The sequence below is a fragment of the Amycolatopsis azurea DSM 43854 genome (assembly GCF_001995215.1).
GTDB classification, from domain to species: domain Bacteria; phylum Actinomycetota; class Actinomycetes; order Mycobacteriales; family Pseudonocardiaceae; genus Amycolatopsis; species Amycolatopsis azurea.
In genome coordinates, this window is record NZ_MUXN01000027.1 from 254,325 (window position 1) to 275,785 (window position 21,461).

21 protein-coding genes are annotated in these 21,461 nt (G+C 69.3%); 11 read left to right on the forward strand and 10 right to left on the reverse strand.

The genetic code is table 11. From position 1 onward, the window contains the following. The first annotated feature begins 7 nt into the window (after positions 1 to 7). The gene (locus tag B0293_RS36085; RefSeq protein ID WP_005160994.1) at positions 8 to 457 is read left to right on the forward strand and encodes a carboxymuconolactone decarboxylase family protein; all 450 of its coding nucleotides are present in this window, start codon (positions 8 to 10) and stop codon (positions 455 to 457) included. Here B0293_RS36085 and B0293_RS36090 read toward each other — a convergent pair. Beyond that, a complete protein-coding gene (locus tag B0293_RS36090) occupies positions 454 to 1,185 on the reverse strand; it encodes a helix-turn-helix transcriptional regulator (RefSeq protein WP_052014514.1) in 732 nt (243 codons plus the stop codon). The genes B0293_RS36085 and B0293_RS36090 overlap by 4 nt on opposite strands. Before the next feature lie 119 nt (positions 1,186 to 1,304). On the opposite strand from B0293_RS36090, the gene folE reads away from it, so the two are divergent. Next, positions 1,305 to 1,901 (forward strand): GTP cyclohydrolase I FolE, encoded by a 597-nt coding sequence (gene folE / locus B0293_RS36095; protein WP_005160989.1) that lies wholly within the window; start codon positions 1,305 to 1,307, stop codon positions 1,899 to 1,901. Here folE and B0293_RS36100 read toward each other — a convergent pair. Then, a complete protein-coding gene (locus B0293_RS36100) occupies positions 1,891 to 3,141 on the reverse strand; it encodes an MFS transporter (protein WP_039918944.1) in 1,251 nt (416 codons plus the stop codon). The genes folE and B0293_RS36100 overlap by 11 nt on opposite strands. Before the next feature lie 107 nt (positions 3,142 to 3,248). Here B0293_RS36100 and B0293_RS36105 point away from each other — a divergent pair, with 107 nt between their 5' ends. After that, positions 3,249 to 5,786, forward strand: coding sequence for a P-loop NTPase fold protein (locus tag B0293_RS36105; protein ID WP_005160982.1), 2,538 nt, complete (start codon positions 3,249 to 3,251; stop codon positions 5,784 to 5,786). Here the strand turns inward: B0293_RS36105 and B0293_RS36110 are convergent. Further along, positions 5,735 to 6,475 carry a flavin reductase family protein gene (locus B0293_RS36110; protein WP_052014521.1) on the reverse strand — a complete coding sequence of 247 codons (741 nt, stop codon included), beginning with the start codon at positions 6,473 to 6,475 and terminating at the stop codon, positions 5,735 to 5,737. The two genes, B0293_RS36105 and B0293_RS36110, sit on opposite strands and share 52 nt — an antisense overlap. A gap of 254 nt (positions 6,476 to 6,729) precedes the next feature. On the opposite strand from B0293_RS36110, the gene B0293_RS36115 reads away from it, so the two are divergent. Next, positions 6,730 to 8,799 (forward strand): AMP-binding protein, encoded by a 2,070-nt coding sequence (locus B0293_RS36115; RefSeq protein WP_005160976.1) that lies wholly within the window; start codon positions 6,730 to 6,732, stop codon positions 8,797 to 8,799. Here the strand turns inward: B0293_RS36115 and B0293_RS44490 are convergent. Then, positions 8,756 to 9,130 carry an AMP-binding enzyme gene (locus B0293_RS44490; protein ID WP_456061846.1) on the reverse strand — a complete coding sequence of 125 codons (375 nt, stop codon included), beginning with the start codon at positions 9,128 to 9,130 and terminating at the stop codon, positions 8,756 to 8,758. The two genes, B0293_RS36115 and B0293_RS44490, sit on opposite strands and share 44 nt — an antisense overlap. Positions 9,131 to 9,172: 42 nt before the next feature. Then, complete coding sequence (locus tag B0293_RS36120) at positions 9,173 to 10,411, reverse strand: AMP-binding protein (RefSeq protein ID WP_005160971.1); 1,239 nt, start codon at positions 10,409 to 10,411, stop codon at positions 9,173 to 9,175. A 107-nt stretch (positions 10,412 to 10,518) separates the two neighbouring features. Between B0293_RS36120 and B0293_RS36125 the strand changes: the two genes are divergently transcribed. Then, positions 10,519 to 11,334 (forward strand): helix-turn-helix transcriptional regulator, encoded by an 816-nt coding sequence (locus tag B0293_RS36125; RefSeq protein WP_005160968.1) that lies wholly within the window; start codon positions 10,519 to 10,521, stop codon positions 11,332 to 11,334. Position 11,335: 1 nt separating this feature from the next. Here B0293_RS36125 and B0293_RS36130 read toward each other — a convergent pair whose 3' ends face one another. After that, the gene (locus B0293_RS36130) at positions 11,336 to 11,962 is read right to left on the reverse strand and encodes a hypothetical protein (protein ID WP_005160966.1); all 627 of its coding nucleotides are present in this window, start codon (positions 11,960 to 11,962) and stop codon (positions 11,336 to 11,338) included. A 330-nt stretch (positions 11,963 to 12,292) separates the two neighbouring features. On the opposite strand from B0293_RS36130, the gene B0293_RS36135 reads away from it, so the two are divergent. Further along, positions 12,293 to 13,270, forward strand: a complete 978-nt coding sequence (locus tag B0293_RS36135) for a GlxA family transcriptional regulator (protein ID WP_039918943.1) — start codon at positions 12,293 to 12,295, stop codon at positions 13,268 to 13,270. Positions 13,271 to 13,349: 79 nt separating this feature from the next. Next, positions 13,350 to 14,357 (forward strand): alpha/beta fold hydrolase, encoded by a 1,008-nt coding sequence (locus B0293_RS36140; protein WP_005160961.1) that lies wholly within the window; start codon positions 13,350 to 13,352, stop codon positions 14,355 to 14,357. Positions 14,358 to 14,539: 182 nt separating this feature from the next. Here B0293_RS36140 and B0293_RS36145 read toward each other — a convergent pair whose 3' ends face one another. Next, the gene (locus B0293_RS36145; RefSeq protein ID WP_005160958.1) at positions 14,540 to 15,499 is read right to left on the reverse strand and encodes a DUF6528 family protein; all 960 of its coding nucleotides are present in this window, start codon (positions 15,497 to 15,499) and stop codon (positions 14,540 to 14,542) included. 77 nt (positions 15,500 to 15,576) lie between these two features. Then, positions 15,577 to 16,533 carry an Acg family FMN-binding oxidoreductase gene (locus tag B0293_RS36150; protein WP_005160955.1) on the reverse strand — a complete coding sequence of 319 codons (957 nt, stop codon included), beginning with the start codon at positions 16,531 to 16,533 and terminating at the stop codon, positions 15,577 to 15,579. Positions 16,534 to 16,689: 156 nt separating this feature from the next. Here B0293_RS36150 and B0293_RS36155 point away from each other — a divergent pair, with 156 nt between their 5' ends. Then, the gene (locus B0293_RS36155) at positions 16,690 to 16,986 is read left to right on the forward strand and encodes a dsRBD fold-containing protein (protein ID WP_005160952.1); all 297 of its coding nucleotides are present in this window, start codon (positions 16,690 to 16,692) and stop codon (positions 16,984 to 16,986) included. Positions 16,987 to 16,992: 6 nt separating this feature from the next. Here the strand turns inward: B0293_RS36155 and B0293_RS36160 are convergent, their stop codons facing one another. Further along, positions 16,993 to 18,735: a GAF domain-containing sensor histidine kinase gene (locus B0293_RS36160; protein ID WP_005160949.1), complete on the reverse strand. Its 1,743-nt coding sequence runs from the start codon at positions 18,733 to 18,735 to the stop codon at positions 16,993 to 16,995. Positions 18,736 to 18,865: 130 nt separating this feature from the next. Here B0293_RS36160 and B0293_RS36165 point away from each other — a divergent pair, with 130 nt between their 5' ends. Further along, positions 18,866 to 19,843, forward strand: a complete 978-nt coding sequence (locus tag B0293_RS36165) for an Acg family FMN-binding oxidoreductase (protein ID WP_077241472.1) — start codon at positions 18,866 to 18,868, stop codon at positions 19,841 to 19,843. Positions 19,844 to 19,856: 13 nt separating this feature from the next. Here the strand turns inward: B0293_RS36165 and B0293_RS36170 are convergent, their stop codons facing one another. Further along, positions 19,857 to 20,489, reverse strand: a complete 633-nt coding sequence (locus B0293_RS36170; protein WP_039918971.1) for a response regulator — start codon at positions 20,487 to 20,489, stop codon at positions 19,857 to 19,859. A 189-nt stretch (positions 20,490 to 20,678) separates the two neighbouring features. Here B0293_RS36170 and B0293_RS36175 point away from each other — a divergent pair, with 189 nt between their 5' ends. Both B0293_RS36175 and B0293_RS36180 read left to right on the forward strand, forming a co-directional pair. Further along, positions 20,679 to 20,984, forward strand: coding sequence for an ANTAR domain-containing protein (locus B0293_RS36175; RefSeq protein ID WP_005160943.1), 306 nt, complete (start codon positions 20,679 to 20,681; stop codon positions 20,982 to 20,984). Between the two features lie 71 nt (positions 20,985 to 21,055). Continuing rightward, complete coding sequence (locus B0293_RS36180) at positions 21,056 to 21,457, forward strand: response regulator (RefSeq protein WP_245191999.1); 402 nt, start codon at positions 21,056 to 21,058, stop codon at positions 21,455 to 21,457. Positions 21,458 to 21,461: the final 4 nt, after the last annotated feature.

Sequence of the window (21,461 nt, forward strand, 5' to 3'; positions counted from 1 at the left end):
AACGAAGATGGAAACGCGGATCCCGAATCCCGCGCTGGCGAATCCCGCCACGTTGAAGGCCCTGATCGCGCTGGCGGAGTCGACCGGCGACACCGGTGTCCCGAAGACCACGCACTACCTCATGCACGTCCGCGCGAGCCAGATCAACGGGTGCAGCGGCTGCCTGGAGATGCACACCAAGGAACTGCGCAAGGCGGGCGAGTCCGACGAGCGGATCTTCACCGTCGCCGCTTGGCGTGACACGGCCTACTTCACCGACGCGGAACGGGCGGCGCTCGCTCTGACCGAGGCGCTCACCCGGATCGCGGACCGGTCCGACCCGGTCGACGACGAAGTCTGGGGCGAGGCGGCTCGTCAGTACGACGAGCGGCAGCTTTCGAGCCTGGTCCTCTCGATCGCCGCCATCAACACCTGGAACCGGCTCAACGTCGCCACGCGACAGGTCGCCGGCGTCTAGCGGGCCGGTCGCAGCTCCACACAGCACTCGGCCGTGCCGGGGACGAGGGCCGCTTCCACGTTCCCGGCGCGCACGCCTGCCAGGAAACCGGACAGGAAGGCCTGGTTGATCCCGCAGACCAGCTCCGGCGCCTCGCCTGCCAGGGGGTGGAACGGGCAGTTCCGCAGCCGGACGCAGGTCGCGGTGTCCCGGCTCGGCTCGAAGCCGTAGCGGCGAAGCACCCCTTCGGCCACGGTGAGCGCGCGTTCCACGCCGAGCCTGCCCGGCCGGGTCCGCGCGCGTTCCTCCTCGCCCGCCGCGAACCCGCGCTCCCCCGCGACCCGCAGCACCGCGTCCCGCGCGGTCTCACCGGACCCTTCGGCGAGCACGGCCTCGGCGAGGATGCCCGCCAGGACCTCGTGCCGGCGCACGGGAATCTGCACCTGGATGGCCTCGTCGACCGGTTCGTAGACCTTGGGCCTGCGCCCGACCTTCACCACCGGGCCCGCCTTGAAGCCGAATCTGAGCAGCCCGGCCGCGACGAGCTTGTCGAGGTGGAAGGCGGCGAGCTTGCGGGAGATCCCGACAGCGGCCGCCGCCTCGTCCCGCGTCACCGGACGCCGCGCCCGCCGGGCGTAGGCGTACATGCCACGGCGGAGGTCGTCGTCGAGCGCCGCCACCGCGGCGATGGAAGAGGCGTCGAAGCCGTCCGGATCGGACACTGTCACATACACCACGATATCGCCCATCTCAACCGACGGAACATCCTGAACTGCGGATCTACCATGTAGGCTGAAGCGGCGGCAGGTAAAAAGCCCAAAAGTCTTAGTCGAATAGCTCTGGGGTTCGCTTCAGCCAAGGAGGCCTCATGTCCACTCCCGCCTTGCGTGTCGTGCACGAAACCGGGCCTGGGCCGGATCTGGAGGCCGCCGAGGCCGCGGCCGCGGACCTTCTCACCGCACTGGGTATCTCACTGGACTCGGAGAGCCTCCGCGGCACCCCTGGCCGGATGGCACGCGCCTACGCCGAGCTGTTCACCCCGCGGTCGTTCGACCTCACGACCTTCCCCAACGACGAGGGCTACGACGAGCTGGTCCTCGCCAGGGGCATCCCGGTCCGGTCCGTCTGTGAGCACCACCTGCTGCCGTTCGTCGGGGTCGCGCACGTCGGCTACCTGCCCGGCGAACGGATACTCGGCCTGTCCAAGCTGGCCAGGATCGTCGAGCACTTCGCCTGCCGTCCGCAGGTTCAGGAACGGCTCACGAAGCAGGTCGCCGACTGGCTCGACGAGCAGCTCGAGCCGCGCGGTGTCGGCGTGGTGATCGAGGCGGAGCACTCGTGCATGACCCTGCGCGGTGTCCAGGCCGTCGGTTCGAGCACCGTCACTTCCACCCTGCTCGGCACGCTGCGCGAGGACGCTCGTTCGCGCCAGGAATTCTTCGCGCTCACCGGCATCAACGGCTGACCGCGGGTTCCTGCTCGTAGGCCGCCGAAACGACGGCGCGGTCGAACACCCGCCAGGTGACCGCGGAAACGATCACCGCCACCACGAACCCCGCCCAGTACGGCGTCGTCAGCCCGAACTTCGACGCCACCGCGCCACCGAGCAGGGCACCGACGCAGTTCCCGCCGGCGACGATGAACAGACTGGTGCTGCCGACGCGGCCGAGCATGTCCGGCGGGGTGAGCCGCTGGCGCAGCGAGCTGCCGACGATGCCCCACAGCGCGCCGTGCACCCCGAACAGGAACAGCGTCACGCCGACGACCGGCGCGCTCGTGCTCGTCGCCAGCACCAGATGCGTCCCCGCCTCGATCAGCAGGCCGATCCGCAATGTCCAGGTCGGCGTGCACCAGGTGATCAGGCGGTCACCCGTGAGGGAGCCGAACAGGCCACCCACCGCCATGCAGGTGAAGAGCAGGCCGTACCCGACGGCTTCCAGCTGGAGCCGCTCCTTCGCCAGCAGGACCAGGACCGACGTGGCCGCGACGAGCGTCAGGTTCAGCAGGCCGATCAGCCCGATCATGGTCCGCAGCAGCCGCTGTCCCATGAGCCAGCGGAACCCTTCGGTCGCCTCGGACCGGATCGAGCGCCGCTTGACCGGTTCGCCGGGATCATCACCGGACCGCGCGCGGTAGGCGCCCCCGATCAGCCCGAGCAGCAGGGCGCTGACGGCGTACGTGCCGGCGTTGACGAAGAACGGGATGCTCGCCGCGACACCGAACAGGAATCCGCTCAACGGCCCGGAAAGCATGCCGTGGGCCAGCGTCGTCCCCGCGTACAGCCTTCCGTTCGCCCGCTCCAGCAACGCCTTCGGGACGATAGTCGGCAGCATCGCCCCGCTCGCCGTCCGGAACACGACCTCGCCCGCGTTGATCACGAAGAGGACGGCGTACAGCAACGCGACACTGACATCGCCCGTCGTGATCGCGACGGCCAGCAGCGCGACGGCGGGCACCCGGATCCAGTCGAGAGTGATCATCAGTTTCCGCCGGTCCACCCTGTCGACCAGCACGCCACCCGGCAGCGCGAAGAGCAGCCACGGCAGCCACGCCACCGCGAACCCACCGGACACCACGAGCGGGTCGTCGGTGCGGGAGGCCATCACCAGTGGTGCCGCCACCGTCGCGAGACCGCTGCCCAACGCGGAGGTCGTACTCGCCGCCCAGATCTTCGCGTATCTACCGTCCAGCCTCTCCCCAGTCATGAGATCGACCGTAGCGATCCGTGACCGAGCGGATGCGGAGTTTCACCCAGAGCTGAGCGGATGCCCCCTAGACTGCTTTTCCGTTCGGCCTTGGGAGGGGAGCACGGATGGTGCTGGTACGCGACGTCGATCCGTCGATTCTGCTGGTGGGCAAGGCACCAGGGGAAAGTCCGGGCCGCTATCTGCCCAGGGACATCGACCAGCCGCTCGTCACGGCGCTCCAGACGGTGCAGTTCACCCTTCTCGTCCACGAGGTCTATTCGGGTGCCCGGCGATCGGCCTGGGAAGCCTTGACCGTGGCGTATTCAGGAACGGAACTGGTCATCGAGCCGGAGATCGACGATCTCGTGATGGACCGGAGCGATGGACCGGCGATCATGTGGCTCGACCGGAAACTGCCCCAGACCCTCCTTCGTGACCCTGTCGCGGTGGCCAAATGGCTCGGACGGGACGCCGGCCGCCGGGTTCTGGGCCTCGCCGAGGGAAGCCAGTACGACCATCCGGAACTGCGCGCGGCGATCGATCGACTTCAGCCCGAGGTCCTCCACATCGGCCCGGATCTCTCCGAGCAGGAACGCGCGAACGCCGAGTCGATGTACCCCGCGCTACGCCCCATCCGCACGATCGACGAGCTCTCCGCCGCCCAGGCACCTTCCACGCGCCTGAGCTACGTGCCCGATCCCTTCGCCGCTCACGTCGCCGACTACCGGCCCGACACCGACGACGGCATCGACCGGCTCGGCATCGGCACCGACGTGCGCATGCTCGCCGACCTGGTCGTCTCCCGGATGATCACCCCTCCCCTGTCGATCGGCCTGTTCGGCAGCTGGGGTTCCGGCAAGAGCTTCTTCATGCGCCAGATGCAGCTGCGCGTGCGCGAACTCGCCGATTCCGCGCAGGCGGCCGAAACCGCGGCCGACACGCACGGGAAGTCCGTGTCCTCCTACTGTTCCAGCGTCCGCCAGATCAGCTTCAACGCCTGGCACTACAGCGAAGCGAACCTTCTCGCCAGTCTCGCCACCCACATCTTCGACAACCTCGCCGCGAGCGGCGCCGAGAACGACCTCCAGCGTCAGGCCGACGCGCTCGCGGAACGCCGCAAGACCGAAAAGACCCTCCTCGGCAGGCTGAGCGCGGTCCGCCTCGAACGCAGAACCCTGACGGCCCAACAGAAGCAAGCGAAGCGCAGGCGACGAAAGCCGCGTGAGTACGTCCGAGCGGTCTTCGACAGCCTCACCGAGGCTGACAAGTCGTGGATCGCGTCCAGGCTCGGCGTCGACCGGCCGACGGCCGAAGATCTCGAACGCCTGGCGCAGGAGTCCGGCGGGCTGAGTTCGGACGTCGCCGAATTCTGGCGACGGCTGCGGCAGGACCCGGTTCCACTGCTGGTTCTGATCGGCGGACTCGTGACGGTCCTGGTCGTCACGCTGCTCGTCGGCCGGTCGCAGGTCTCCGGCGTGCTCGGTGGGCTCACCGTGGTGAGTTCCGCGCTGACCGTCGTCCTGCGGATGCGCGCCAGCGCGGACCGGATCCACCAGGCACTCGACAAACTCGGCGGCCCGTCCGAAGAGGACGAAGAGACCGAGCGGCGCCTGGCCGAACTGGACGCCGAGTCCGACAGGCTCGAAAAGGCGGTCACCGAGCTGGCGCCGGGACTCGACCTCGTGTCGTTCGCCGAGTCCCGGATCTCGGACTACGTCGAGCATCTGGGCGTGGTCTCGTTGCTGCGCAAGGATCTCGAGACCTTCGCGACCATGCTCGCCGAGGTTCCGCACGGTTCCGGGAAGATCGAACGGACCGTGCTCTACATCGACGACCTCGACCGCTGCCCGCCCAAGGTCGTCGTCCAGGTGCTCGAAGCCATCCATCTCCTGCTGGCGCTGCCGGTGTTCGTCGTCGTGGTGGGCGTCGACTCGCGGTGGCTCAAGAAGGCCGTCGAGCAGCACTACGAGGAGATGCTCGGCGACGATCCGGAGACCTTCGCCGAGAACTACCTCGAGAAGATCTTCCAGGTGCCGTTCACGTTGTCCCCCATGGACGATCCAGGGTTCGCGGGGCTCGTGCGCGGGCTCGCCGCCAGCGAGGGTCAGGACGCCACACCGGAGCCCGCGCCCGTCGGAACGAATCAGGCCACCGGCGACCGCGCTCCGGCGACGGTGGAGCCTCCTCGGCACGAGGAAGCACCACCACCGTCGTCCGAACAGTCCACAATAGACCTTCGACCTCCCAGGCTGGTGATCTCGACCGCGGAACTGGACTTCCTGCCGACGCTGGCTCCGCTCATCCGGTCCCCGCGGGCGGCGAAACGGCTCCTGAACCTGTACCGCCTGTTGCGGGCTCGCCTCGCCGGAGAGGACCTGGCCGAGTTCCTCGCCGACGGCAGCCGCGAGGCTCCGTTCCGCGCGGTGATGGTCCTGCTCTCCGTGCTGGTCGGCTACCCGGAAGCGGTTTCCTGGTTCTTCGCCATCCTCGAAGGGGCCGACCCCGAAGACAGTGCCCTCGAGATCGGGTCGTCGCTCAATGACCACGAACTGCGGCCGAAGCTCGAATGCGGCCTGTCCGGCGGTTCGTGGCCGGAGCAGGCCGCGTCCTATCAGCGCTGGCTTCCGCTGGTGAACCGGTTCTCGTTCGCCCGCGACGACTGATCCCGCGACCGCTCGATGTCGGGTCCCCGGTAGAGCCGCTCCGGGATCTTCGCCAGCGTCGACGGGTGGACCTGCGGGCCGAGACCGTAGAGCTTCTGGAAGCTCATGATCAACGGCCGCCAGCGGTCGGGATCGATCCGGTCTTCGGTGCCCGGCATCCGCACCTCGTCGTGGACGTGGACACGTTGCACCCGGACCTCGAACACCAGGATTCCACCGCGTTGCGCCGGGTCGTCCTCGGCGAGGGGGTGGACGGCCTCGACGACGGCCTCCATCGTCACCGGACATTCGGCGACCCGCGGCGGCGCGACCGTTTCCGAAGCGACCGGGGTGAGCCCGGCCTTGCCGAACTTGTCCGGTTCGTGCCGATAGCCGCGCTGGTACTTGCGGGGCGGGACGGGATCCGACCCGGTGGTGAGCGCGAGCCTGTCGACGGCGGCCGCCATGGCGTCGGAAGGGAGATTCAGAACACATTCGCGGTTGCGCATGAGATTCTGCGCCGTCTTGGATTTCGCGCCCAGCCCGAGCATGCCGCGCCAGCCGAGCCAGAACGCCGACGACATCGGAGCCAGATTCGGAACACCGGCCTGGTCGACCGTCGAGAGGAGCACCACGGGGGTGCCGAAGTAGAGGATTCCGGGCTCGATACGGGTGTGCGCGGCCTCGGCCGCCGTCGTAGTCACTGTCACGTCCGCCAGCTTCGCCGGGTCGCGCGCGGGAGGCTGGCGTGAATCGGACGTCGCGATCAACGCTTCCACAGACGGCCTTCCGCCGCCCCAGCGCTTACGCTTTCGAAGGCGGTTCCCTTGGGCGGGCGCGAACTCGCGGTCGTTCGGAGTATTGCGTTCGGCCGATTGCTGGTAAGTTCGCCGAACTCGATCGACGAAGGAGGCGCCGGCAGCGGCCCGGTCAACACCCGAACGCGCGTGGTGAGGCGAATCGCATGCGAGACGATGTGGTCCAGGCGAGCTCGATTCTCGGGCATGCTCCCGGCCAGGTTTGGGAAGTCATCGGCGATCCCGAGTCCTACTCGAGGTTCGTCGCGGAGATCAGCTGGTGCGAGATCCAGCAGCCCGCGGAACGCGGACGCGGTCCGAAGTGCCTTGTCCGCCTCGAACCGCGGCCGGGAACGCTGGTCGTCGGTGACATCGAAGCCCGGGTCTGGCGGCCCGGTGAGCACGTCGTCTGGTGCGGCGTCGAGGACGACGGCAACTGGCTCTCGCTCGAACTGCGGCCTGCTCCCGAAGACGGCACGGAACTCATCGCCCAGCTGATGCTTCCGGCGAAGCACGCACATCTCGTGTCCGCCTCGTCCTTCAAACGCAGCATCCGCGCGATGACCCGGCGGATCGAGCTCCACCTTTCGGGCCGGGCGGCGTCCCCCCAGGAGGAACCGTCGTCCGCCAAGGCCACCACGCTGCACACGGCGAGCACGCTGATCAAGGCCGGGGTGATCGCGGCCGCGCGGCCGGACAAGATCGCCCGGCAGCTGACCTCGCTGTCGCAATGGGGAGCCACCGTCGCCGGCGGCTACGGCGCCAACGCCGCCCGCGTGCCCGACGACGTCGCGCTGCACGACGAACGCAACGTCCGGACGTTCAAGCAGACGGCGGACCGCAGCAACCAGTTCGCGAACGCGCTCGCGGCCCGCGGGGTCCGCTCTCGCGACCGGATCGCCCTGTTGTGCCGCAACCACGCCGCGATGGTCGAGTCGCTGGTCGCGTGCAGCAAACTCGGCGTCGACGCGATCCTGCTCAACACCGGGCTTTCCGCCGGCGCTGTCGCGGACGTCATCGGCCTGCACAAACCGGTCGCGGTGCTCGCCGACGACGAGTTCTCGCAGGTCATCGCCGGGATCCCGGGCGACTTCCTCCGCCTGTCCACCTGGCCGGAGACCGAGAACGGCTACCCGACGATCGACCAGCTGATCGCCGGGGTGCCCGCCACCAAACTGAAACCGGTGGACCGGATCGGCAGGCTCGTCGTCCTCACCTCGGGCACCACGGGAACCCCCAAGGGCGCACGCCGTCCGACGCCGAAGGGCCTCGCGACGTCGGCCGCCATGCTGGACCGCATCCCGCTCCACAGTGGAGACCGTTTCGTGGTGGCCGCACCCCTGTTCCACAGCTGGGGGCTCGCCGGGATGCAGATCGGGATGGCCGTCCGCGCGTCGTTGTCGCTGATCCGCCGCTTCGACGCCGAAGAGATACTCAAGACCATCGCCGAACATCGCTGCGGCGTCTTGTTCGCCGTGCCCATCATGTTGCAGCGCATCCTCGATCTGCCCGAACGGATCCGCACCCGGTACGACCTGTCGTCGCTGCGGATCGTCGCCAGCAGCGGATCCGCGCTGCCGGGGACGATCGTCACGGAGTTCATGGACACCTTCGGCGACGTGCTCTACAACTTCTACGGCTCCACAGAGGTTTCCTGGGCCAGCATCGCCACGCCCGAGGACCTCCGCGCGGCGCCGACCACCGCCGGCCGCTGCCCGCCCGGCACCCGTGTCGCCATCCTCGACGACGATCACAACCGGGTCCCGCCGGGCTGGGAGGGACAGATCTTCGTCGGCAACGACATGCTGTTCGAGGGCTACACCGACGGCGCCAGCGTGCCGCGCGCGGAAGAACTCATGGCGACCGGCGACGTCGGGTACCAGGACGCCTCGGGACGGCTCTTCGTCACCGGCCGCGCGGACGAGATGATCGTGTCCGGCGGGGAGAACGTGTCCCCTCGCCCGGTCGAGGAAGCCATCGTCGCCCTGCCCGGAGTCCACGAAGCGGCCGTGATCGGCGTGCCGGATCGCGAGTTCGGGCAACGGTTCGCGGCGTACATCGTCCCGAAACGCGGCGCCAGGATGAGCGCGGACGACGTCCGCGCCTACATCCACCGGCGGCTGGCCCGTTTCGCCGTGCCTCGGGACGTGTACTTCGTGGAGGAACTGCCGCGCAACGCGACCGGGAAGGTGCTCAAGCGGTTGCTGAAGGACGAGACCTGGCCGATCGATCAGTAACATGCCGCTCCCGCAAGAGAAAACGCTGAATCTTTCCGCTGGGCGTCTTCGGCAGCTCCGGCACGAAATGGACCTCACGGGGATAGGCGTGCGCGGCGAACCGGGTCTTCACCAGCCGCTGCAACTCGGTCACCAGCGCGGCGTCGGCGGGAGTGCCGTCCCGCGCCACCACGTACGCCACGACGACCTCGCCTCGCAGCTCGTCCGGGACACCGATGACGGCGCATTCGGCCACCGCTTCGTGCTGTTGCAGAACGCTTTCCACGTCGAACGGGCCGATCCGGTAGCCCGCCATCAGGATGACGTCGTCGTCCCGTGAGGCGAAGGTCAGGTAGCCGGCTTCGTCTTTGGCACCGACGTCGCCGGTGTAGTACTAGCGGCCGTCGGGGCTGAAGCGCGCGGCGGTGCGCTCGGGTGCGTCGCGGTAGCCGCGGAACCACACCAACGGACTCGCCGGGAGGTCCACGGCGACGCGTCCGCGTTCTCCCGGCTCGGCCACCACGTCGGCGTCCTCACGGAGGACCTCGACGGCGAAGCCCGGCAGGACGCGTCCCATCGAGCCGGGCCTGACCTCCGAGCGGAGGTCAGGATGCCACGCGTTTCCCACCACCATGCCGAGTTCCGTCTGTCCATAGTGGTCGTGAACGCCGACGCCGAGTTTCGACGACGCCCAGTCCAGGACGTCCGGGGTCAGCGGTTCGCCCGCCGACGAACAGTGCCGCAGGCGGAGGCCGTCCGGCACCGGCGCGGCCGAATTCCGCAGCGCGCGGTACACCGTGGGCGCGGCGGCGAAGTTGGTGACGCCGAAGCGTTCCAGCACCGCCCATGTCAGTTCGGCGGAGAAACCCGCGTGCAGCAACAAGCTTCGCCTGCCGGTCGCCATCGGCGTCATGATCGCGTAGTACAGACCGTAGGCCCAGCCCGGGTCGGCGGCGTTCCAGAACACGTCGTCGGCGCGGACGTCGAGTGCGAAGTCCTGATACGCCTGGAAACCCGCGAGCGCGCGGAGCGGGATCGGGACGGCCTTGGGCGTTCCCGTGGTCCCGGAGGTGAACAGCTCGACCAGGACCCCGGACCCACCGGTCACCGCGGCGCCCGGCAGCGGCGCGGCGTCGGTCAGCAGGTCCTGGAACGACAGATCGCCGTCCCCGCCGTCGTTGTCCCCGACGACCACGATCCGCCGCGCCGGGTCGGCGGGCAGGTCCTCGGACGGCGTCAGCTTCGCACGCTGACCAGCGTCGGCGATGACGACCTTCGTACCGTTGCCGGTGACGCGCAGCGCGATCGCGGGCGGCGCGAAGGCGGTGAACAGCGGGACGTGCACCGCGCCCAGCCGCCAGATCGCGAGCAGTGCCACGACCAGTTCCGCCGACTTGCCCATCAGGGTGGCCACCCGGTCACCCGGCCCGACGCCGAGGCCGAGCAGCGCCCCGGCGAACCGTTCCGACCGCTCGCGCAGCTCGCCGTAGGTGAGATCGTGGCCGGTCAGATCCGCTTCGACCACGGTGAACGCGACCGCCTCCGCCGGATGCCGGTCGCACAACAGCGTCGCCGCACTCGCGTGCTCGTCGTCGTAGACCTCGAGCAACCGCCGGACGTGAGCTTCGGTCATCGTTTCTCCCGGACGTTGGCGAAGGCGTACAGTTCCGGAAATCGTGCGGGCGGACCCGGTCCGTCCACCACCCCCGATCCAGGGGGATCACCGAGGAGGGTGAACCGATGCCGGTCGACGACGCCCAGCTCCTCGGCGCGGTCTCGGACCTGCGCCGGGACACCGGACTGCCGGTCGGCTTCGCCGGGATCGCCGGTACCTCGCCTCGGATGCGGCTGACCGCGTTCCTCGGCAACCGGTGCACCGCCCTGCACGGCCTGTCCGTCCGCGCGGGCCTCGGCCTCGGCGGCAAGGCGCTCGCGCTGACCCGGCCGGTCGTCGCGAACGACTACCACAGCGCCACCACGATCAGTCACGACTACGACGAACCGGTCCGCGACGAAGGCATCCACTCGGTGGTCGCGGTCCCGGTCGTGGTGCGCCGGCGTGTCCGCGCCGTGCTCTACGGCGGCCTGCGCGACGAGGCCGTTCTCTCCGACCGGACGATCACCGCGGCGCTGCACGCCGCGCGCGACCTCGAACAGACGCTGGCCGTCGAGGACGAGATCGAGGCGCGGCTGGCCGAGATGAGGTCGCTGACCGAGCACCGTGAGACGTCCGCGCCCCGGGAACGGCTGCGCGAGGTCTACGGAGAACTCCGCGTCCTCTCCGGCCAGGTCACCGACAGTGATCTTCGCGGCCGCCTCGACGCGGTGTGCGAAAGCCTCACCGACACCGCTCCCCCGGTCGTCAATCTGGCGCCGAGGGAACTGGACACCGTCTCGCTCGTCGCGCTCGGCCTGACCAACGCCGAGATCGCGCACCGGCTGGGGCTGACCGCCGAGACGGTCAAGAGCTACCTGCGGGACGCGATGCGCAAGCTCGACGCGAGCTCACGGTTGCAGGCCGTCACGCACGCGCGGCGAGCCGGCCTGCTCCCCTGACTCAGTTGGCGGGCGGCAACGGGTAGATCGCGGAAATGCAGTACTTGTCGCCCGCCTCGCGCCGGACCTCCATCGTCGCGGTGAAGTCCGACTCGTAGTTGAGCGTGCCGGACATCGGCACCGAGATGAGGTCCGGGCCGGCCTCCTTCGGATCCTTGGCCGAGAGCGAAGCGTTCCGGTCGCCGTACGCCTTCGCCGCCTCCCGCACCTTGTCCTTGGCGTCCGCGCAGGCCGACTCGGCGGCCTTGTCGGGCTCGTCGCCGAACACCGCGAGCATGAACTTGCCCGCCAGCACCGGACCCCAGTTGAGGTGGAGCGGGGTCTGCGTCGGGCTCGCCGTCTTCGAGGACTTGCTGTCGCTCAACAGGAAACCGGGTGCCACGAACGCGAGGATCACGAAGACGACCACCACGAGCCCGACGCCACCGCCGATCAGCCCGATCAGCAGTCCGTTGCCCTTCTTCGGCGGCTGCCCCGGGAACTGTGGCCCGCCGTACCCCGGCGGCGGATAGCCCTGCTGGGGATACTGCTGCTGCGGGTACTGCTGGGGAGGCTGTTGCTGGGGGTAACCCTGTTGCGGTTGACCCTGGCCCCACTGCGGTCCTTGCGGTCCCTGTGGATACGACATCGACGCTTCCTTCCCCGAGCGACCCGTGCGTCGGAAATCTACCGTCCCCTTCGGACAGTCGTGAACCAGCTCCATCGCAGGTCTGGACTCGTGAGTGCTAAGGCGAAGGCGGCCGCGCTTCTCTTGAAGTACATGAAGGCCCCCTTCCTTGCGCCTATCGCAAGGAAGGGGGCCTTCATGTACTTGAGCAGGGTGCGAAGGGCGAGATTCCTCGGCTGAGCCGAGGAAAGGGGGCCTTCACGGACAGGCCCTAACTCGCGTCACCGGCGTCTGTCGCTTCGATATTCAAAAACCGTCATGTCCACTCGCGACCGTCCCTAGAATCGGGCCATGAGACGGCTGGCCGTGGTGGTCTTCAACGGGGCGTCGCTCGGCGCGATGTCCTTCGCGTTCGGGGTGTTCGAGATGGCCTCGGCCTTCGGGGAGCTACCCGATCTCGACCTCAAGGTCGTCGGCGGCGAGCCGGACGCCGCCCTGCGGGGTGGTGGCCTGACCGTCCCGGTCGCCGAAGACCTCGACGCCGTCCGGAACGCGGACCTGGTGCTGGTCCCGAACTGGCGGTCGCCGATGGAGGATCCGCCGGAAGCGGCGCTAGAGGCGCTCCGCACGGCCCACGACCGGGGTGCCCGGGTGGCCGGACTGTGCAGCGGCGCCTTCGTGCTGGCCGCCGCCGGGCTGCTCGACGGACGCCCCGCGACCACGCACTGGGCGATGGCGCCCCTGCTCGCGGCCCGGTTCCCCGCCGTCCGGCTCGACGAATCGGTGCTCTACATCGACGACGGCGACATCCTGACCTCGGGCGGCGGCGCCGCGGGGATGGACCTCGGTCTGCATCTCATCCGCTCGTGGTGCGGCGCGGAGGTGGCGAACCGGCTCGCGAAGGGCATGGTCGTCCCGCCGCACCGGCCCGGCGGGCAGGCCCAGTACATCGAATCGCCGATGCCGGAACTCGACGAGGGCGACCCGGTCTCGGAGACGATGGCCTGGGCGCTCACCCGGCTGGACACCGCGCTCCCGGTCGAGGAACTCGCCAGGCGGGCGCATATGAGCAGGCGCAACTACGACCGCCGGTTCCGCGAGATCACCGGCGCCGCGCCCGGTACGTGGCTCACCCACCAGCGGGTCATCCGCGCTCAGCAGCTGCTCGAATCCACCGATCTGCCGGTCGACGAGATCGCCAGGTACTGCGGGTTCTCCTCATCCGCGGCGCTCCGGCCGCACTTCCGGCGGCAGGTCGGGGTCACCCCGGTGGCGTACCGCGAGACGTTCGGGACCAGGCTGGGCGTCCTCGAACCCGTGCCGGCCTGACGGGGCTGTCTCAAAACCGACCCCGGTTGGCGAAAACACCGCTCACGGTCGGGCCCCCTGACCGGCCACGATCAACGACATGACCGAAGACAGCCGTTCCTTCCTCAACCGCCGTTCCATGCTCACCCTCGGCGCGGGGGCCGCGGCCGCGCTGGTGGCCTCGGGTGGTGTCGCCCAGGCAGCCCAGGCGGCCGAAGCCGGCCGGTCCGGTGCCCCCGGCGACGCGGAACTCGCCCGCTCCCTGCCCGGCGGCTTCCGCAGCGAGTACGCCCAGGTCAACGGCGTCCGTCTGCACTACGTCGCCGGAGGCAGGGGTGAGCCGCTGATCCTGCTGCCGGGCTGGCCGGAGACCTGGTGGCAGTACCGCCGGATCATGCCGACGCTGGCGAAGCGGTACCGCGTGATCGCCGTCGACCTGCGGGGCATGGGCGGCTCGGGCAAGCCGCGGGACGGCTACGACAAGAAGACGATGGCCCGCGACATCTTCGAGCTCGTCCGTTCGCTGGGTTACCGGCAGGCGCACATCGCCGGGCACGACATCGGCGCGATGGTCGCGTTCAGCTTCGCCGCCAACCACCCCGACGCGACGAAGTCCGTCACGCTCATGGACGTCTCGCACCCCGACGAAAGCCTGTACCAGATCCCGATGCTGGCCCCGCCCGGACAGCCGGTGAACGTCTGGTGGTTCGCCTTCAACCAGGTCGCGACGCTGCCCGAACAGCTGCTGGCCGGCCGCTCGCGGTACCTCGTCGACTGGATGCTCGATCACCTGACGACCGATCCGGCCGCGGTCGGCGACCGGGACCGGGCGATCTACGCCGCCGCGTACGACCGCCCGGACGCGATCCGCGCCGGGAACGGCTATTACCAAGCGTTCGGCAAGGACATCGAGGACCAGAAGGCGTACGGGAAGATCACCGCGCCGATGCTGGGGCTGGGTTCGGAGTTCAACTACGACTACCTCGCCGCGGTCCTGCCGTCCAAGGCCACCGACGTCCGGGTGCGGAAGATCTCCGGTTCCGGGCACTTCGTCGCCGAGGAGCAGCCGAAAGCGGTCATCGACGAGTTGCAAGCCTTCCTCGGGTGAGACGTATACCCCGAACGGGTCAATGGTGCCCGCCGAACAGCCTGATTCACTCGGTCAGGTGAAAGACGCGGCCAGGCGTCATTCTCACGACGAGGTCCCCTCTTCTCTGGTGTGTCGGTACCGGCCGGACAGCCCCCCGAACGGCCGGTACCGACATGGAAGTACCGATCAGGAAATCCCGCTCAACCGATCCACCAGCGGGCCTTGTAGATCCACGCGCCGTGCAGCGCCAGCTCGGCGCGTGGAAAGGCCAGCCGGACGGTGTCCGTGCACCAGGTGCACAGGTGCCCGTCCTGGATCGAAGCCGTCAGGATCTGCCCGGTCCGTGGGTTCGTCGAGACACTCTTCACGTGCGGCCGGTCGATCTCCCGCGCGCCCGCGTAGCGCTGGGTGAACCCGCCGCTCGTCTTCGAGAACTGGTAGACCCCCGCTTCCGTGGTCACCCACAGCAGGTCAGGCCGGTGCGGGACCGGCTGAAGGTCGTGCCCGCCCTTGCTCGGCACCGGAACGCGCCGCTGCTCGGTGATCACCGGCGCGGCGGGGGTGCCGCCGACGCTCAACGCGACGAGCGCGTCGGTGCCCAAGGCCCACAACACGTTCCGGCCCGCGTCCCACACCACGCCGTGCGCGCCGACCAGCGGGTATTCGGCGTAGGTCGTCGATCGCTGTCCCTGCGAAGCGGTGTAGATCCGCACCCAGCCGCCGGTGCTGGCGGCCACCGCGACGTTGCCGTCCGGCAGGAGTTCGATGCTGTGAGGGTTGGCGGGCCCTCCTACGTTGGCAGCCCAGTACGCCCGGTCCCCCGCCGGATAGGGCACGACGGCCACGAAGCCGCCCGACGCCGACGTGAGCAGGTACTTCTCGCCGCCTCGTTCGGCGAGCTTCGCGTCGCTCGGGTTGCTCCACGATCCGGCGAGGTCCGCCAGCCCGTTGGCGGCGTTCGGCGCCCACGACCAGGCGAGCTTCCGGTTCTCCCAGGAGGCCCGGTCGGCGGGCAGGACCAGGATCCGCTTGGACGCCTGCTCGGTGATGACGATCGAACCGCGATCGCGGGCGGCCGCGTCCGCCACCGCCGGCGCGGACGCCGCGACCGAAAGGCCCACGATCGCCAGCGCCGCCAGGGAATTCCTCAAGATCTTCATACGGAGACTGAATCCGGCCCGGATGACGGGCGGGTGGCGGCGATCGGAAACGTGGGTGTCGACGAGATGACCCGGGGTCAGAGAGCCGCTTCCGACCGCCGGAGCAGCACCTCGTCGACCTGACGACGGGCTGTCATCGGCATCGGGCGGCCGTACCCGAGGCGCAGCACCGCGTGCGGACGGCCGAGATCGGCGAAGATCCGCTCCATCGCGGTCCGCGTCTCCGGGGTCTCGAACGGCCTGCCGACGAACGACGTCGCGAGACCGGCCGCCGTCGCGGTCAGCAGCACCCGTTGCAGCACCATCCCGGCCCGGAGATCCGCTGACGGTCCCCCGTCCGCGGTCAGGATCGCGCCGAGCACGGGCTCACCACCTTCCTGTTCGGCCGCGAAGAACGACTCCTGCGCGGGGATCCTGTGGGGTGACGGCGGTTTGGTCGGCGCCGGGACACCGTCCGGGGCGTTGGCCGCCCGCCGGGTCCACAGCGCGACCTCGGCCTGGAACGCGCCGTTGCGCGCCTGCGCCGCTTCGGCCCGGTGCAGCACCCGCGCGAGCGCGTTCGCCCGGTCGCCGCGGCCGAACAGTTCCAGCAGCCCGCCTTCCACCAGCGCGGCCGCCCGCAACGTCGTCCGCGCCCACGCGGGCACCGGCCGGTCCAGGAACGGGCGGCGGTTCGTGTGACGGCGGAAGACCACCTCGGCCAGTTTCCGTTCCTCGGGCGAGGAGAACCGGTCGCCGTCGACCAGGATCTCGGCGAGCAGGTCGGGCTCGTCCGGTGACGGCAGCGTTCGGAGCGAGAGCGTCTTCCCGTTGGACCGCAGGGAGACGATCAGGTTGAAGATCGCCGCGCCGCAGGAAAGGCGCGCCTCGCGAGCCGCCGGGTCGGCGATCCGGAGCACCCTCGCTCGGTCGAGCCATACCTCGATCCGGTCCCGCTCGACGACGAATCGCCACGGCTGGGTGTTGAGCGGGGACGGCGCGCGGACGGCGGCCGCGACCGCCTGGTCGACATGGTTCGGTAACGGGATCTTCATCGTGGGCTCCGAGGGAAGGGGATTGATCCACCTTCGGCCGGGGTATCCGGCGACCGCAGCGGCCGCCGGTCACGAATCCCGAGGACTTTCGCCCCCGATTCCCGTGGAGCGAGGACTTAGGACCCTGTGCCACGAACGGCCGCGATGGGAGTCTCGATGACCGGAACGGAGCCGACGATGACGGACAAATGGACCATTGACGTTTCCTTGCAGCACGAGCCGTACCGGGTACGCGCGGAAGCGTTGCTCCGTCTCGAAGACGGTGGCGAGTTCGTCGGTGTCGGCTTGGCGGAGGCCGGGCTGAGAGAGAATTCGAACTGCCAGATCGGCGCCTATCTCGCGGTGACGCGGGCGCTTTCGGACCTCACCGCGGAACTCCTGGAGACCGTCGCCTCCGATGTCGCCCGCTCGATCGAGGTCGACGGACTCCTGGCCGGGCACTCGACGAACTGAACGCGGTCAGCGCAAGGGGGCGGACCACTCGGCCCTGGTTCCGCCCTCTTCCCGTGTCTCCACCTGGAACGCCCCGCCCACTTTTTCCGCGCGGTCACGCAGATTCCGCAGCCCGCCGACCGCGACGGGCTCGCCGACGATCCCGGTGCCGTCGTCGGTGACCACGATCCGCAGGACGTCCTCCTTCACCGAGACGCTCACCGAAACACCGTTCGCCGACGCGTGCCGGACGACGTTACCGACCGTCTCCCGCACCACCGCCTCGGCCGCTTCGGCGAACGGGAACGGAATCGAGTCGAGCGGCCCGGACAGGCTGACCGTCGGGTGGATCGCGGTCTCGTCGGTGAGTTCGGTGATCGAGTCGTAGAGGCGATGCCGCAGCCGCACCCCTTGCTGGCCCGCCTCGCCGCCGTGGAGATCGAAGATCGCCGTGCGGATCTCGTGCACGATCTCGTGCATCTGGTCGATGCTGTCGCCGAGCCTCCGCTGGAGTTCCGGCGAGTTCGCCCGGCGGTGCGTGCTCTGCATGGCGAGGCCGACCGCGAACAGCCGCTGGATCACGTGGTCGTGCAGATCCCTGGCGATCCGGTCCCGATCCGCGAGCACGTCGAGTTCCCTGGCGGTGCGCTGCTGCGCGGCCAGCTGGAGCGCGAGCGCGGCCTGGTCGGCGAACGAGGCCACCACCGGCAGCTGGGCGAGTTCGAACGGGACAGCGTCCGGGTTCCGCACCGCCATCAGCACCCCGGACGTGCGTTCCCGCGCCCGGAGCGGGACGACGAGCGTCGGCCCGAAACACAACTCCTCCTCGGCACCGAGTCTCAGTTCCGGCACGCTGCGCGGGGTCCGGTCGCGGTAGACCGCCCCCGGCAACGAGGCGGCGACGCTGATCCGCACCCCGGTCAGTTCCGCTGCTCGCGCTCCGGCGCAGACGGCGATGGTGAGTTCGTCGGCCTCGTCCTCGCCGTCCGGGCTGACGTCGAGCCTGCCGGAACCGGGCAGGGCCAGCAAAGTGAGGTCGGAACCGGTCAGTTCCAGCGCCCGGCTGGCGATCAGGTTGAGCGCGTCGACGGGATCGGTGCCGCCCAGCAGTTCCGTCGTCACCTCGCTGGTGGCGGCCTGCCACTGCTGACGGATCCGCGCCTGCTCGTAGAGATGGGCGTTCTCGATCGCGATCCCGGCCGCCGCGGCGAGCGCCTGGACGACCACTTCGTCGTCGTCGGTGAAACTCTCCCCGCGCTTCTCGGTCAGGTAGAGATTCCCGAACACTTCGTCGCGGACCCGGACCGGTACCCCGAGGAAGGACCGCATCGGCGGATGGCACGGCGGGAACCCGACCGACGCGGGATGCCGCGAGATGTCGGCCAGCCGCACCGGTTTCGCCTCGTCGATGACGAAACCCAGCAGCCCGTGACCTTTCGGGAGATGCCCGATCCGCTGCTTCGTGTCGCCGTCGATGCCGAGATAGACGAATTCGGCGAGCGAACCGTCGTCCGCGATCACCCCGAGCGCGCCGTAGGTGGCTTCGCCGAGGTCGATCGCCGCCTGCACGATCCGGTGCAGTGTCGCGTCCAGTTCCAGCCCCGATGCCACCGCCAGCACCGCTTCGAGCAGGCCGTCCATCTTGTCGCGCGTGCCGATGAGGCGTTCGATGCGGTCCTGGAGATCCCGCAGCACTTCACGAACACGCAGCTGGGAAAGCGCGCCGGTGACCCGGTCGTCACTTCCGCCGAGCCGGTCCTGACCCGACATCCTGCTGCGCCTCCGAAGATCGGGACGACTCACGGCCGTGGTGACTTTCTCCTCTTTCGTCCCCGCACCGAGGACGGGGACCGTCTCAGCGAGACAACCGTATGCCCGTGGCGCAGCGACGGGGGGAACAATGACCATACAAGCCACCAGGGTCGGGCGATTGAACTCCGAACAGGTGAATTCCGTGCTCCGGTCGGCCACGCTGGCGCCGTCGACGCACAACACCCAGCCCTGGCTTTTCCGGTGCACCGGCACCGGGATCGAACTCCACGCCGACCCGCGCCGTAATCTGCCGGTCACGGATCCGGACGGGCGTGAGCTCGTCCTCTCGTGCGGCGCCGCGCTTTTCACCCTCCGGACGGCGATTCACGCACTGGGCTTCCATCCCGCGACGACCCTGATGCCGAGCCGCGCAGATCCCGATCTGCTCGCCGTCGTCCGTCCGGTCGCCGAACGCACTCCCGATCCGAAGGTCTCCCGGCTCGCCCGCGCGATCACCCGACGCCGGACCAACCGGCGGCCATTCCTGCCCGGCGCCGTCCCGCGGTCCACTCTCGCCACCCTCCGCCACGCCACCGAACTCGAGCACGCGTGGATGCCGAGCCTCGACGCCGAACAGTGCCGTCATCTCCGTGATCTCACCTCCCACGCCCGCCGGGTACAGCTCGCCGACCCCGGTTTCGTCGCCGAACTCGGCCGCTGGACCGGATTGGGCGCCGGCACCCGCGACGGGGTGCCGTCCTACGTGACCGCGGGCTCCCCCGCCGACGAAAGCTGGCTCCTGGACGGATTCGGCGGCGCGGGCAACGGTGCGCGACCTGATCCACTGGTGGTGGTGATCGGGTCGCTGACCGACGAACGGCTCGACCGGCTCCAGGCGGGGCAGGCACTGCAAAGGGTGCTGCTCACCGCGACGGGAGCGGGCCTCGACGCGTCGTACATCTCGCCGCCGGTCCTGGTCCGCGCCGCCCGCGCCGAGCTCCGGCGCCTTCTCGGCTGCGGAGTGTGGCCGCAAGTGCTGCTGCGCGTCGGCTACGGCCTGCCGCTGCCGTGGACCCCGCGCCGCCCGCTGGACGACGTCCTGCTCGACACGCTCGTTTCCGCCTGAGCACGGAAAACCCTCACTGCCGTCGCAGTTCCGTGGCCAGCACGGCCGCCTGGGTGCGCCGCTGCATGCCGAGTTTCGTCAGCAGCCGGGAGACGTAGTTCTTCACCGTCTTCTCGGCGAGGAACATCCGCTCCGCGATCTGCCGGTTGGTCAGCCCCTCGCCGATCAGCTCCAGCAGCGTGCGTTCCTGTTCCGAAAGCCCTGCCAGCGGCCCCTTCTTGGCGGCGTCGTCGCGGAACTTCGCCATGAGCGTCGCGGCGGCCCGCGCGTCCAGCAGTGACCGGCCGAGGCCGACCTCCTTGACCGCGGCCACCAGGTCCATCCCCCGGATGTCCTTGATGACGTACCCGCTCGCGCCCGCCATGATCGCGTCCAGCATCGCCTGTTCGTCGGTGTACGACGTGAGCATCAGGCATTTCAGTTCGGGGATCTTGGACCGCAGTTCCCGCGCGAGTTCCACGCCGTTGCCGTCCGGCAGCCGCACGTCGAGTACCGCGACGTCCGGCCGCAGCGCGGGAATCCTCGCCAGCGCCTGGGAAAAGGTGGCGGCCTGGCCGACCACGCACAGCCCCGCGTCCTCCTCCAGCATGTCCGCGACCCCTCGACGGACCACCTCGTGGTCGTCGACCAGAAACACCCGGAGCATTCCGACCTCCACGGTTTCCCTCCTCGGAGGAGAGCGTACGGCGCACGACCGGTCACTGCGACAGGCCAAAGGGCCCTGTTCGGCACCCGTTCGAGTGGCTGCCGCCGACCGGACCAGGTTCATTTGCATCATTCGAGTCAGGACGTTCTGTTCTTCCCGGGGCAGTTCCATCGCTGCGACGATCCGGTCATGTCCGAGACCACGCTTTCGCCGGCCGCCTCGTCCGGCTCTCCCGACCCGACCGACGACGTCGTGGCCATGCGCGATCGCCTCCGCTTCTACCGGTCCCGCGCCGAACAGCTCCAGTACGCGCTGGACCACCGGCTGCCCATCGAGCAGGCCAAGGGGATTCTCGCCGAGCGTTACCAGATCGACATCGATGCGGCGTTCGAACTGCTACGCTCGTTCTGCCGCAACAACAACATGAAGATCCATGACGTCGCCAGGACGCTCGTAGTGCAGCCGAGCGAGGGCGACCGCCGAATCTCTTGCTGAGCCACGCCAAGCTCGGAGGGGGGCCCGCGACCACCACCGGCGCCGCAGAGACCGCGGGCACGGACTGGGTCATGAATCGAACGCCCCCCAGACTTCGGGTGCTCGTCGCGGACGACAACCCGGTCATCGGCGATGCTCTGCGTGCCCTCCTGGAAACCGAGCCGGACATCGAAGTGGTCGCCGTCGCGCTGGAAGCGGGTGAAGCGGTCGCGCTCGCGGAACTGCTGGTCCCGGAGGTCGCCGTGTTGGACGTCCGGATCCCCGGCGGGGGCGGCGCGTGGATGGCGCGGGAGATACGCCGCCGGGTACCGCAGACGCGACTGCTGGCGTTCTCCGCGCACAGCGACACCCGGTCCATCGCCCAGATGGCTTCCGCCGGGGTCTCCGAGTACCTCGTGAAGGGCAGCCCCAACACCGAGATCGTCGCGGCCATCCGCCGTCTTTGCGCGAACAGCGCCAACGGCACCGAATAGTCCG

Bases quoted from the DNA above. Each gene is read 5' to 3' on its own strand.
- B0293_RS36090 (WP_052014514.1), bottom strand. From the start codon at position 1,185: ATGGGCGATATCGTGGTGTATGTGACAGTGTCCGATCCGGACGGCTTC.
- B0293_RS36135 (WP_039918943.1), top strand. From the start codon at position 12,293: ATGAGACGGCTGGCCGTGGTGGTCTTCAACGGGGCGTCGCTCGGCGCG.
- B0293_RS36125 (WP_005160968.1), top strand. From the start codon at position 10,519: ATGCCGGTCGACGACGCCCAGCTCCTCGGCGCGGTCTCGGACCTGCGC.
- B0293_RS36155 (WP_005160952.1), top strand. From the start codon at position 16,690: ATGACCGGAACGGAGCCGACGATGACGGACAAATGGACCATTGACGTT.
- B0293_RS36145 (WP_005160958.1), bottom strand. From the start codon at position 15,499: ATGAAGATCTTGAGGAATTCCCTGGCGGCGCTGGCGATCGTGGGCCTT.
- B0293_RS36180 (WP_245191999.1), top strand. From the start codon at position 21,056: ATGAATCGAACGCCCCCCAGACTTCGGGTGCTCGTCGCGGACGACAAC.
- B0293_RS36140 (WP_005160961.1), top strand. From the start codon at position 13,350: ATGACCGAAGACAGCCGTTCCTTCCTCAACCGCCGTTCCATGCTCACC.
- B0293_RS36120 (WP_005160971.1), bottom strand. From the start codon at position 10,411: ATGACCGAAGCTCACGTCCGGCGGTTGCTCGAGGTCTACGACGACGAG.
- B0293_RS36170 (WP_039918971.1), bottom strand. From the start codon at position 20,489: ATGCTCCGGGTGTTTCTGGTCGACGACCACGAGGTGGTCCGTCGAGGG.
- B0293_RS36160 (WP_005160949.1), bottom strand. From the start codon at position 18,735: ATGTCGGGTCAGGACCGGCTCGGCGGAAGTGACGACCGGGTCACCGGC.
- B0293_RS36165 (WP_077241472.1), top strand. From the start codon at position 18,866: ATGACCATACAAGCCACCAGGGTCGGGCGATTGAACTCCGAACAGGTG.
- B0293_RS36150 (WP_005160955.1), bottom strand. From the start codon at position 16,533: ATGAAGATCCCGTTACCGAACCATGTCGACCAGGCGGTCGCGGCCGCC.
- B0293_RS36115 (WP_005160976.1), top strand. From the start codon at position 6,730: ATGCGAGACGATGTGGTCCAGGCGAGCTCGATTCTCGGGCATGCTCCC.
- B0293_RS36085 (WP_005160994.1), top strand. From the start codon at position 8: ATGGAAACGCGGATCCCGAATCCCGCGCTGGCGAATCCCGCCACGTTG.
- folE (WP_005160989.1), top strand. From the start codon at position 1,305: ATGTCCACTCCCGCCTTGCGTGTCGTGCACGAAACCGGGCCTGGGCCG.
- B0293_RS36175 (WP_005160943.1), top strand. From the start codon at position 20,679: ATGTCCGAGACCACGCTTTCGCCGGCCGCCTCGTCCGGCTCTCCCGAC.
- B0293_RS36105 (WP_005160982.1), top strand. From the start codon at position 3,249: ATGGTGCTGGTACGCGACGTCGATCCGTCGATTCTGCTGGTGGGCAAG.
- B0293_RS36100 (WP_039918944.1), bottom strand. From the start codon at position 3,141: ATGACTGGGGAGAGGCTGGACGGTAGATACGCGAAGATCTGGGCGGCG.
- B0293_RS36130 (WP_005160966.1), bottom strand. From the start codon at position 11,962: ATGTCGTATCCACAGGGACCGCAAGGACCGCAGTGGGGCCAGGGTCAA.